The sequence below is a fragment of the Arenibacter aquaticus genome (assembly GCF_003957295.1).
GTDB lineage: Bacteria > Bacteroidota > Bacteroidia > Flavobacteriales > Flavobacteriaceae > Arenibacter > Arenibacter aquaticus.
Genome location: NZ_RQPJ01000001.1, coordinates 717,547 through 730,049 on the forward strand (window position 1 = coordinate 717,547; position 12,503 = coordinate 730,049).

General features: G+C 41.9%; 11 protein-coding genes. 5 read left to right on the forward strand and 6 right to left on the reverse strand.

From position 1 onward, the window contains the following. Window positions 1-30: 30 nt before the first annotated feature. The 5 genes from EHW67_RS02705 to EHW67_RS02725 form a co-directional block, all read right to left on the reverse strand. Window positions 31-417 carry a DUF423 domain-containing protein gene (locus tag EHW67_RS02705; protein WP_126160794.1) on the reverse strand — a complete coding sequence of 129 codons (387 nt, stop codon included), beginning with the start codon at window positions 415-417 and terminating at the stop codon, window positions 31-33. Window positions 418-452: 35 nt separating this feature from the next. Further along, window positions 453-866, reverse strand: a complete 414-nt coding sequence (locus EHW67_RS02710) for a DUF2141 domain-containing protein (RefSeq protein WP_126160795.1) — start codon at window positions 864-866, stop codon at window positions 453-455. Between the two features lie 26 nt (window positions 867-892). Then, entirely contained in the window at window positions 893-1,324 is a 432-nt protein-coding gene (locus tag EHW67_RS02715; RefSeq protein WP_126160796.1) for a hypothetical protein, read from the reverse strand. 105 nt (window positions 1,325-1,429) lie between these two features. After that, a complete protein-coding gene (locus tag EHW67_RS02720) occupies window positions 1,430-2,251 on the reverse strand; it encodes a ZIP family metal transporter (protein WP_126160797.1) in 822 nt (273 codons plus the stop codon). A gap of 161 nt (window positions 2,252-2,412) precedes the next feature. After that, window positions 2,413-3,066 (reverse strand): metal-dependent transcriptional regulator, encoded by a 654-nt coding sequence (locus EHW67_RS02725; RefSeq protein ID WP_126160798.1) that lies wholly within the window; start codon window positions 3,064-3,066, stop codon window positions 2,413-2,415. Window positions 3,067-3,454: 388 nt separating this feature from the next. Here EHW67_RS02725 and EHW67_RS02730 point away from each other — a divergent pair, with 388 nt between their 5' ends. Further along, on the forward strand, window positions 3,455-4,636 hold the full coding sequence (locus tag EHW67_RS02730; protein WP_238389824.1) for a lycopene cyclase family protein: 1,182 nt from the start codon (window positions 3,455-3,457) through the stop codon (window positions 4,634-4,636). Between the two features lie 68 nt (window positions 4,637-4,704). Beyond that, window positions 4,705-8,112 carry a HEAT repeat domain-containing protein gene (locus tag EHW67_RS02735; protein ID WP_126160799.1) on the forward strand — a complete coding sequence of 1,136 codons (3,408 nt, stop codon included), beginning with the start codon at window positions 4,705-4,707 and terminating at the stop codon, window positions 8,110-8,112. A gap of 73 nt (window positions 8,113-8,185) precedes the next feature. On the opposite strand, the gene EHW67_RS02740 is transcribed toward EHW67_RS02735, so the two are convergent. After that, on the reverse strand, window positions 8,186-9,160 hold the full coding sequence (locus EHW67_RS02740) for a polyprenyl synthetase family protein (protein ID WP_126160800.1): 975 nt from the start codon (window positions 9,158-9,160) through the stop codon (window positions 8,186-8,188). A gap of 161 nt (window positions 9,161-9,321) precedes the next feature. Here EHW67_RS02740 and EHW67_RS02745 point away from each other — a divergent pair, with 161 nt between their 5' ends. Genes EHW67_RS02745 through EHW67_RS02755 form a run of 3 tightly spaced genes read left to right on the forward strand, consistent with a single transcriptional unit; the run spans window position 9,322 to window position 12,497 of the window. Further along, entirely contained in the window at window positions 9,322-9,927 is a 606-nt protein-coding gene (locus EHW67_RS02745; RefSeq protein WP_126160801.1) for a TetR/AcrR family transcriptional regulator, read from the forward strand. A 38-nt stretch (window positions 9,928-9,965) separates the two neighbouring features. Further along, window positions 9,966-11,306 (forward strand): TolC family protein, encoded by a 1,341-nt coding sequence (locus tag EHW67_RS02750; protein ID WP_126160802.1) that lies wholly within the window; start codon window positions 9,966-9,968, stop codon window positions 11,304-11,306. A 21-nt stretch (window positions 11,307-11,327) separates the two neighbouring features. After that, window positions 11,328-12,497, forward strand: a complete 1,170-nt coding sequence (locus EHW67_RS02755) for an efflux RND transporter periplasmic adaptor subunit (protein WP_126160803.1) — start codon at window positions 11,328-11,330, stop codon at window positions 12,495-12,497. Window positions 12,498-12,503: the final 6 nt, after the last annotated feature.

Below are 12,503 nucleotides of genomic sequence, written 5' to 3' on the forward strand. Positions count from 1 at the left end.
ATACCTACTATAAGGATACTAACAAATAATCTAAAAATAATTTTGAACAAAGGAATAGAGTAACATTCCCCAGCCTGTTACCAATAACAGCCCACCTATTGGGGTAATAGGCCCCAAGAACTTCCATTTTTTTCCACGGGCAGCACTAAGTACCAATCCGTAGATACTAAAAGAAAATAGGAATACCCCTATAATTAAACAATAGACCATATTGCGCTCCAAAGAAGTTTCCATATTAAGATTAAATCCCAATACCAGAAGCAATACCGCATGGTACATCTGATACTTTACCCCCGTTTCAAAACTTTTAAGCTGTTCCCCATCCAAGCTTTTTTTCAGGGCATGGGCCCCGAACGCTCCAAAAATCACTGCCAAAAGTCCGTATAATGAACCCGCTAAATGTGCTATAAGTACCATAAAAATTCTTTTAATTAAAACGTATGCCGCAATCCCTAATTGAACTCCATCTTTAAATCCATGTCCCTATCCATATTAAAGGCACATTCCTTATAACTAGGAGGCCCAAAAGTCTTAATCTTGGCATTTGAAAACGCAATGGACTCCTTTGGGATACCCAACCAGTTGGTGTCCAACTTATCATTGGCATTCTCATCGTGAAATATGGCTACGGCATATTCCCCATTGGGCAGATCCGTGATGGTAAATTGGGTAGATTCCTTATGGGCGGCAACCCGCTCTGCCTTAAATACATCATCGAACTTTAAAAAGCCCTCGGCCTGGTTATAGATGGCGATATTGATAGTACCACTGGAAGATTTCACCCCTTGTATTTCAATAGAAAGACTATTTTGGGACATGCCCCAGAAAGGGATCAGCCACATTAAACACCAAGCATACTTAATCATTAAGCGGAGGGATTAAAGTTTATTAGTTATTTTTTAGGTGGATGTATTTTATCCGATAAAAATTGATACATGGATGCCGTCTCGGTACTATCGGAAAAGTTCAGGAACAACTTCAAAGAGTCCTGATACACCAATCTTATTTTGGACTGGGAAAGCTTATCTACATAGACATAGACCTTGTTCTGACCAATACTATCCTCTTTAAAGACCCCTTTCTCCCTTTCCTTTACAGAAAACCCGTTGATGCGCTCCATACCGGGAATTTTTTCCACCATTTCAATACTGTCCATATCGGCATAGGGTATATTGCGATAGTAGATCCCGGATAAAATCTGCAGATCGTTCTGTTCTGCCTTTACCCAATTTTTATAATGGGCAGTAAAAGCCAAGGAAACTAGTATGAGGGTCAATACAATTAGCAAGTTCAACAACCAATGTCTTTTTTTTGTGCCGGTCATAGGGTTATTCTTTTTATTGCTTGTTATCTAGGACCAATTTACGTTAAAACGGGCAAAAAAGATGTTTGTTTCTTGGATAGCTTTCAAAAACATAGGGCAATGCCATCAACCGAGTCCTACATCCAGGGTCATCATAATTATAAAACCACCTATAAAGCCCATGGTGGCAATATCTGTATACTTATCCTGCTGTGTCTCGGGAATTACTTCTTCCACCACTACAAAAATCATGGCCCCAGCTGCAAATGAAAGCGCATATGGTAAAATAGGCTGAAAGGTAAGTACGGCCCAAGCTCCCAACACGGCCGCTATAGGCTCTACCAAGGCCGAAGCCTGACCATAGGCAAAACTCATTCTTCTACTTAGCCCCTGCCTTCTCAACGGCATGGCCACGGCAAAACCTTCAGGAAAATTTTGCAGTCCAATACCCAAGGCCAAGGCTACCGCACCACCAATACTAGCCCCTTCAAAACCAGCAGCGACACCTCCAAACAGTACCCCAACGGCCAGTCCCTCCGGTATGTTGTGTAAGGTTATGGCCAGTGTTAACAAGGTTGTCTTATGCCATGGCGTCTTAATTCCCTCCTTTTCATTTTCCTTAAAATTTATATGCAAATGTGGCAATACCTTGTCCAGCCCAAAAAGGAACAAGGCACCCAATAAAAATCCCACTGCCGCCGGTATAACCTTTACAAACCCCTCTCCCGGGCTCATTTCAATTCCCGGTGCCAATAGACTCCAAAAACTGGCAGCTACCATTACTCCTCCGGTAAAACCCAACATACCATCCAATACCGCACGGTTCATAGTCTTAAAGAAAAAAACCAGGCCAGCCCCCAAAGCCGTTAATCCCCAGGTAAACAAGGTGGCATAAAATGCCGCCAAAATAGGGTTGATAGATTCAAAATAATTAATAATTCCTTCCATATTCTTATGCAATTAAACTCTTAAAAACTCATGTTTTAAACGGGTACCATTTTAAAAAAAGACCGTTTTCACTTTCCAAAATAACTGGATACTGATAGCAGGAAACAGCCGCCCATATTTGTTCATTTACCCTATATCACTATCCTTTTAAACCATTATCATTACTCCACATTAATATAAAGGTTGGAGGCAATAACATTTGAAATTTGCATTTTTCTACCCTCTATCTCAATATTCAAGGACCCATCAAATTCCTCTATTTCCAAAACCTTTATCCTATTCCCCAAGGCAATACCATTTTTGTCCAGAAACTTCAAGAATGTTGTGGATGAATCCTTTACCCCTACACATAAGCCAGCGGTATTGACCGGGACTTCACTTAACAACTTCCTATCCCTCTCCTTAAAACTTCCGTTTTTGTCCGGTATGGGATCGCCATGTGGGTCAAATTTTGGATACGCCAATAAGCGGTCCAAGCTGTCTATAAGCTTATCGCTTTTAATATGCTCCAACTGCTCGGCTACTTCGTGGACCTCATCCCAGGAAAAATCCAGTTTTTCTACCAAAAAAACTTCCCATAGACGATGCTTTCTAATGATTCCCAAGGCCGTTTTAGTCCCTAAAGAAGTTAAGGAAACCCCTTGGTATCGCTTATAATTTACCAGACCCTTCTCTGAAAGTCGCTTTATCATGTCGGTAACCGAAGAAGGCTTGGTTTCCATGATTTCAGCTATGGCATTCGTGGACACATCACGGGTACCTTTATTCCCTAAATGAAATATGGTTTTGATGTAGTTTTCCTCCGAACGCGTCATGAAATACATATTTCCGCAAAAATACATTTTTATTTATAAAAACAAATTTTTAGGCTCGACTAAATTCTAGTTTTAAATCGATTCAAAACACCTAGTTACTAAGCTTTTCACTGCCCCTAACCCATCTCCCTTCCTTAACAAATAAACTAATAATGGACGCTATTTTGACTGATGGAATACTATCAACCATGCAAGCAGAGCCCATACCAGCACCAACAAAGGAAACTCCCTCCTTACATATAAACTTACACTCAAAAAAGACCATTCGGTATCAGAAGGTATTGTAGTAACCCAAGTAGGACCAATTGCCAGAACCACAACATCAATATACACTTCATCTTTTCTACAGACAGATTTCGTACTTTTGAATTTAAACAATAAAGGCGTAATGCCTTTGTTACCTCAACATGGGATAACGCGCATGCTTACATATGACTATATTATTATTGGTGCCGGGGCCTCTGGTTTAATGCTGGCCGATGCGCTTGGGAAGGACCCTTATTTTTCCGATAGATCTATTTTATTACTGGATAAATCCCAAAATAGAACTAACGATCGCACCTGGTGTTTTTGGGAAATGGGCAAGGGTGAATTTGACGACCTCATATACAAAAGCTGGGACCACATCCATGTTTCAGATAAAACCTACTCCAAAAAAACACCTATAGCCCCCTATAAATATAAAATGCTGAGGGCAACAGAATTCTATCATGACCTTGACAGCAAGATTAAGAAATACGCCAACATCAGTTTTTTAGAAGGGTCTGTCACGGCTTTGGAGGACAAGGGTACGGCAGTTTTGGTGCAAACAAATACGGACACCTATAAAGGCAAGCAAGTATTCAGCAGCATCTTCAACTACAAAGAGCTGATAAATCAAAAAAAATATCCCGTTTTACAACAGCATTTTATAGGGTGGTTTGTAAAAACACCACAGCCGACATTTGATGCGGATCAGGCCACTTTTATGGACTTTTCCATTCCCCAAAAGGGCAATACCCGCTTTATGTACGTATTGCCCTTTTCAAAAACGGAGGCCTTGGTAGAATACACCTTATTTTCCGAACATCCCCTACCCGTTTCCGAATACGAAGCCGCCATAGCCGATTACCTTTTAACAAAAATGGATTGCCATGATTATGAAATAATCCACAAAGAAAGTGGCAATATCCCTATGAGCTGTTATAATTTCAACACTAAAAACAGCAAAAACATACTGCACATAGGTATTGCGGGGGGCTGGGCAAAACCAAGTTCGGGCTATACCTTTAAGCGGACGCGGCAAAAAATCCGCCAACTGATCCCTTTTTTAAAATCTGGCCTTCCCCTTAATAATTTTGCCAAAAAGAATCGTTTTTGGTTTTATGACCTACTATTATTGGATATTCTTCAACGGGACAATAGTAAGGGCCACCTAATATTTGGTACCTTGTTTAAAAATCGCGACCCACAAAGCATTTTTAAATTTCTGGATGAAAAGAGCTCCCTAATAGAAGACATAAAGGTTATTGCGGCCTGCCCCAAGAAAGAATTTATCTTGGCCTTACTACGCCGGGTATTTTCTTTTTAACAAGCAATGTTTTCTAATATAGAAATATACACGTATATTATGTAGTTATTTAAAACCAAACAACCCCTATGCAAACCAAAACCGCATCAAAAATTGCATTGGCCATATTGTCCATTGGCCTATATGCTGTATCCTGTGACCAAAAACCAAAGAAACCACAAGAACCCTTATTGGTCATAAAGGAAGATTCCACTACCGCAGCAAACCGATTTAAGGAGATTAGGGAAAATGTGCCAGCACAAGTTGCAGAAGGCCTAAGCCTGTCCTTATGGGCCTCTGACTCATTGGCCCCTGACCCTGTTGCCATGTCCGTAGACGATCATGGAAACATATATCTGACCAGAACAAACCGTCAAAAGAACTCCGAATTTGATATCAGGGGATTTAGGCATTGGATGACACCTTCCATTGCATTGCAATCCGTTGAAGATAGAAAGAACTTTTTACACACCACCTTTGCCACCGAAAAAAGTGAGGAAAACCAGTGGTTAAAAGATTTGAACAACGACAGCATTCACGATTGGAGGGACCTTACCGTTCAAAAAGAGGAAATATGGAAACTACAGGATAAAAATGGCAATGGCTACGCCGATGTTGCCACTAGAATACTGAACGATTTTAATGAGGAAGTATCCGATGTAGCCGGAGCCCTGCTGGTAAGGCAAAACGATATGTTTGTGGGTATTGCCCCTGATATGTGGAGGATAACCGACGAGGACGGGGATGGTATTATGACCAACAAGACCTCTATCTCCCATGGCTATGGGGTACATATTGGGTTTGGTGGCCATGGCATGTCTGGCGCCATTGAAGGTCCCGATGGAAAAATATACTGGGGTATTGGCGATATTGGAGCCAATATTACTACTGCGGACGGCACCCATCATAAATATCCAAACCAAGGGGTCATAGTAAGGGCCAATCCCGATGGCAGCGATTTTGAGATCTTTGCCGCCGGTGTGCGCAACACCCACGAATTTGTCTTTGACAAATACGGAAACCTAATCACGGCCGATAACGACGGTGACCACCGTGGGGAAAGTGAACGATTGGTATATATTGTAGAAGGTTCCGATGCCGGATGGCGCTCCAATTGGCAATATGGCAAGTATACCGATCCAAAAAACAATGGCTATAATGTATGGATGGACGAAAAGCTTTTTGTACCACGTTGGGAAAACCAAGCCGCCTATATTATTCCTCCTTTAATGAACTTCCACAATGGCCCTACCGGTATGGCCTACAACCCAGGTACCGCCTTGGGAAAAGAATGGAGGGATAAATTTTTCTTGGTAGAGTTTGTAGGAAACCCCAGTAGATCGCACATATGGAGTTTTGACCTTAAACCTAAGGGAGCCTCCTTTGAGTTGAATAAAGAACAGGATATCCTCAGCGGCATTCTCCCTACCGGAATCCGTTTTGCTCCGGATGGCGCCCTATACATAGCCGACTGGATAAACGGCTGGGATACCAAAAACTTTGGGCGCGTTTGGAAATTGGATGTTACCGAGAGTAAAAACAACCTAAAATCCGAAAGAGCGGAAACAGAGCGATTAATGACGTTGGATTATTCCGATCAAAACACCAATGAGCTGTTACAACTATTGGCCTATCCCGATATGCGTATTCGCCAAAAAGCCCAGTTTGAATTGGCAAATAGGAACAACAAAGGCTATAAGACCCTAAGCAAGGCCATTGAGCCCGGTGGGAATCAATTGGCCAGAATTCACGGCATATGGGGCATTGGCCAATTGGCAAGAAAAAAATTGGACAGGGCAGAAACCTTAATGCCACTCCTAGAGGATAGTGATCCCGAAATTGTAGCACAGGCCACTAAAATCCTTGGCGATGTAAAGTATACCAAGGCAGGGCCCAAACTAATTGCCCTGCTAGCCCATGAACATGCCCGCGTGCGTTTCTTTGCCGCCCAAGCCCTAGGCAGGATAAAGGACAGCAATGCAGTTCTGCCCTTGATAAAAATGTTGGAAGACAATAATGATGAGGATATTTATCTAAGGCATGCCGCAGTCTTGGCCTTATCCCGAATAGGGGAAACCGAACCCATTATTGCCTTGGCAGACAGTGAAAATAGAAGCTTACGAATTGCCGCAGTACTGGTCTTAAGACGACTTCAGAATGAACATATCGTCAAGTTTTTATCAGATAGTGACGAGTATATTGTAACCGAGGCCGCAAGGGCCATAAATGACGACTGGTCTATTGAAAGTGCATTGCCCGCCCTAGCCTCCTTGCTGCAGCAGGAAAAATTTACCTCAGAGCCTTTATTGCGTAGAAGTATCAATGCTGCCCTTAGGGTAGGTGGTGAGAAAGAACTGGATCTATTGATCAATTTCGCCCAAAGAACTACTGTTCCCAATGCCCTCAGAGGCGAAGCCCTGGCTACCATTGGCACATGGGCCGCCCCCTCTGTTTTGGACAGGGTAGACGGTCGTTTTAGAGGGGAAGTACACAGGGACACCAATGTGGTGAGAAACAAGATTGAAAAATATATCCCCAACTTTTTAAAGGATAGGGATCCGGATATTTTAGAGGCCGCAGCCCTTACCCTGACCTCCCTAAAAATGGATGGTTACAATTCCCAACTGGCCAATATTATGAAACGCCATGCCTCCCCTAAGGTGCGTTCTGCAATGCTAAAAGCACTGGGAGAATTACAATACGACCATATTGAAGAGGCTATGAAAATAGGAATGCAGGACAAGGACAGAAATGTCCGTACCGTAGCTGTGGGATTGGTGACCCAGGTAGATATCCCAAAAGAAAGTTTACCTAGTACTGTAGAACCTATTTTTAAAAGCGGATCCATTAATGAGCAACAAAAAATGCTGAGCGTACTGGGCGAAATGCCCCTAGAAAAGAGTCAGGACGTTTTAAGCTCCTTAATAAACCAAGGAATTAACAACAAGCTTTCCAATGCAGTTATACTGGATCTAACGGAGGCCATAGAAGCTACAGGATCAGAGACGCTCATTGCCCAACTAGGGAAGCTAAAATCTACCGGTGACGGCTTGGATGCCTATGCCGAAACCTTAGATGGTGGAAACAGAAGGGAGGGCTATAGATACTTTAATAACAACTCTACAGGACAGTGTGTTCGCTGCCACTCCGTTAACGGAGGTGGGGGCACCGTGGGACCCGCCTTGGACAATATTGGCAATATCTTGAGCCGGGAGCAATTATTGGAAGCCCTGATAAACCCCAGTGCACGTTTGTCCCCGGGATACGGAATGGTAACCGTCACCTTAAAGGACGGACAGCAGGTGACAGGAATATTGGAAGAGGAGACCCAAGATGAACTAATACTAAAAACCTCCGATGCCGAACCCATGGAGATTGCCTTGTCCCGTATTGGGAAAAGACAGAATATGGCCTCGGGAATGCCCCCTATGGGCAGCCTAATGTCCAAACGCGAAATACGTGATGTAATAGAATATTTGGCCAGCTTAAAGAAATAGGCAATATGCCCTTAACAACAAAATGGCCCCACTTCACAGGAAATGGGGCCATTTTTATTAGTGCTAGGACCAATTATACATCCCTTTTCATTAAAGATGTCCCAAATTGCCTTAACACCTCCTTTTTACTTGGTTCTAGATTAAGCTTATCCAGAAAATTAAATGCCTTTTCCGTATAGTCCTCTATTGCTTTTAGCGATTGGGTCACCGCCCCGGTATCATGAAACAAATCCTTTACCGTTTTTATCTTATCGCTTGGGTCAGTGGGCTTAAGTGAAAACAAATGCTCCAGTTCCTGTGCTTGGATGGGCGACCCCATTTCCAAAGCTTTAAGATATAGATAGGTCTTTTTGTTTTCTATTATATCCCCTCCTAACTGTTTTCCAAAACGCTTTGGATCCCCAAAAGCATCCAAATAATCGTCTTGTAACTGAAAGGCTATCCCCAGATGCTTGCCAAACTCATAGATCAGCTCCTGTACTTCCACACTTTCTTCCGCTATAATGGCCCCCATTTTCATGGCAGCAGCTACCAAAACCGCCGTTTTATATTTAATCATAAGCAGGTATTCCGGTATGGTAACATCATCCCTGTCCTCAAAATCCACATCGTATTGCTGCCCTTCGCATACCTGCAGAGCAGTCTGACTAAACAACTGCAACAACTGCTTAAATATGACAGGGGGATAAGACTCAAAAAGTTGATAACTGTATATAAGCATGGCATCCCCGGACAAAATACCGGTATTAAGGTTCCATTTTTTATGCAAAGTCTCCTTGCCCCTTCTCAAGGGTGCCTCATCCATTATATCATCATGTACCAAAGAAAAATTATGGAAAACCTCTATCGCTAAAGCAGCATCCAAAGCCTTTTTATGATCGGCCCCAAAAATATCGGCGGTCATTAAGGTCAAGACAGGTCTTAAACGCTTCCCCCCCAAGTTTAGGATATAGGAAATGGGCTTATATAGATTTGCAGGCTCCTTCACCGGGGTCTTAGCCTCTAAATGGGCCATAAAATCGGCCCTGTATTGTTCAATGCTACGCATAATGGCAATTTTCTTTCAAAAATACATTAAAACCACCCACTTGACATAATCAAATAAAGTGAATGTAAAAAAGGTAGTTGTAATTCAATTTGTTAAGAAATGGAAAAACCTAAGAAACTTTTTTGGTTTCTAAAGTTTCCACGCCTATCTTTGCCCCCTCTATGAAGGAAAAAATTTTAGATAAGGCAGCTGATATGTTTTTAAACTACGGTTTTAAAAGCGTAACCATGGATGATTTAGCCAATGAAATGGGAATTTCCAAGAAAACGATTTACACTCATTTTGAAAATAAGACCAAGTTGGTCCAAGAATCTACTCTTAGCATATTCAACAAAATCAACGCAGGAATAAACATCATATGTGCAAATGGCAAAAATCCTATTGAAGAGTTGTACGATATTAAAAAATTCGTCATTTCACATCTAAAGGATGAGAAGTCGTCCCCCCAATACCAATTGCAAAAATACTACCCCAAGATCTTTCACAACCTTAAGGAAAAACACTACGAACTTATGAAAGAATGTACTGTAAACAATATAAAAAGGGGATTGGAACTCGACATTTACAGAAAAAACTTAAACGTGGAATTTATATCCCGTATTTATATTTCTGGGGTAGCCAGTATTAAGGACAATCGCTTATTTCCCGAAGGAACTTTCCCCGTAAAAGACTTACAGGATTATTTTCTAGAATATCATTTGCGTGGAATTGTAACACCAAAAGGAAGAAAGATACTAAATAATATAATTAATTCAACCCAAGAGTAAAAACTAAAGAAATCGACATCAACACATAACTTCAACTTATGAAAAACTATCTCTTAGCTCTAATGTGGCTACTCACAACTACCTGGACCTTTGCACAGGAGGAAACCTATAATTTTACTTTGGAGGAAGCAATAGACTTTGCCTTGGAAAACAATTACGGGGCCATTAATGCAGACCGCGACCTATTGGATGCCAGAAAACAAAAATGGGAAACAATAGCCACCGGACTTCCCCAAATAGACGGAGCCGTAAGTTATCAAAACCAGTTAAAACAACCTGTTTCCCTTTTGCCCGCCGAGTTGGCCGGTGGGGAAGCCGGAACCTTCATCCCAGTGGTTTTTGGCCAACCCCAGACCATGAATGCCACGGCAACCTTAAAGCAACAAATATTTGACGGATCATACATAGTGGGAATTCAAGCCGCCAAAACCTTTATTGCCTACAGCAACAACAATAAGGAAAAGACCCAATTGGAAGTACGCAAATCGGTCGTTGAAGCCTATGGCAATGTATTGCTATCCCAGGAGAGCGTCGCCATCTTGGAAAAAAATAAGGCCAATCTGGAAAAAAATCTGTTTGAAACCCAAAAGCTATACGAAAACGGACTTGGGGACGAGGAAAGTGTGGAACAACTTCAGATTACCCTGTCCTCTGTAGACAACCAGTTAAAAAACTCATTGCGTCTACAGACCATTACGCTCCAAATGTTAAATCTTATTATGGGCTTGGACATTGATGCCCCTACAAAACTAAAGGAGAATCTTAGCGACTTGGCACAGGAACAAATAAGGTTGGACCTGTTGGAAGAAGACCTCATATTGGACAAGAATATAGACTTTAAGATTGTAACCAACCTGAACCAACAACGTGAACTGGAGCTTAAGCTACAGAAAAGTATGGCCCTTCCTACTTTAAACGCCTTTGTAAACTACGGCAGCACTTCCTATAGCGATAAATTTAATTTTTTGGGAGGCGAGCCAGACTGGTTTGATTCTTCTGTATTGGGGCTGGACCTACATATCCCTATATTTAGCTCCTTTGGCAGGAGTGCCAAGACCGCAAGGGCAAAAATTGCCTTGGAAAAGGCCAGAACCCAATTATCCGAAACGGAACAAAACATAAGATTACAACACAAAACCGCCAAGAGCAATTATCTATTTTCTATTGAGGAATACCAAACCGCCAGTGAAAACCTGGCCTTGGCAGAACGTATAGAGCACAAAAATCAAATTAAATACACAGAAGGTCTTGCCAGCAGTTTTGAATTGAGGCAGGCCCAGACCCAGCTTTATACCGCACAGCAGGAATACCTTCAATCCATGATAGAGGTCATCAATAAAAAAACAGAATTGGAAACCGTACTTAACAACAAAAACTAACAAAACATCAACCTATACATCATGAAAAAAATATTTCACATAGTAGCACTGGGAACCCTAATCGTGTCTTGTGGGGGAAATAATCAGCAATCAACAGATAATCTTATCCCAAGTGGCGACCTCAAGGCCCTCCGAGCCAAAAAAAGCGAACTCTCCCAAAAACAAAGGGTATTGGAATCGGAAATTAAAAAATTGGATTCTGCCATTGGCTCATTGTCCGGACAGGAAAACCTTCCTTTGGTCACCACCATTGTAGCCAATCCCCAGAAATTTGACCATTATCTGGACCTACAGGGCGACGTACAGACTAAGCAAAATGTATTGATCTATCCAGAAATGCAAGGGGTACTTAAAAAAGTCTATGTCAAGGACGGTCAAAAAGTAAACAAGGGGCAGCTATTGGCCACTATAGATGACGGTGGATTAAGCAGTCAGGTAGCGCAATTAAAAACACAGGCCCAATTGGCCAAAACCACCTTTGAACGCCAAAAAAGACTTTGGGAACAAAAAATTGGCTCCGAAATCCAGTATTTACAGGCAAAGACCAATTACGAAGCCATAGAGAGCAATGTTAAACAGATGCAGAGCCAGTTGGGGAAGTCTAGCATCCGCGCCCCCTTTTCCGGAATTATAGATGATGTTATTAAAGACCAAGGAACAGTAGTTTCCCCAGGACCGGGATCCGAAATTTTCAGAATAGTGAACCTCTCCGATATGTATATAGACGTAGAAGTACCGGAAACCTATTTGGGCAGTATTAAAAACGGCAAGGAGGCCAAGGTATATTTCCCCGTACTGGGAGACAGTGTAAAGACCACTATTAGGCAAACCGGAAATTTTATCAACCCCGGCAATAGATCTTTCACCGTAGAGATCCCTGTTCCCAATAAAAACGGCAACATTAAACCAAATTTAAGTGCCAGGGTTCAGCTAAACGACTATACCAGTGAAAATGCCATTCTAGTCCCACAGAGTATTGTATCTGAAAATGCCGAAGGGGAACAATATGTCTATAAGGCCGAAGAGCTAAATGACAATAATGAAGCGGTGGCTAAAAAGATTATCATATCTACAGGCAAGACACAAGATGGATTTGTAGAGATTGTATCGGGAATAGAAGATGGCAATCATATTATTAAAGAAGGAGCCAGAAGCGTAAAAGATGGCCAAAAGGTGAAAATTCTAAACTAATAGGTC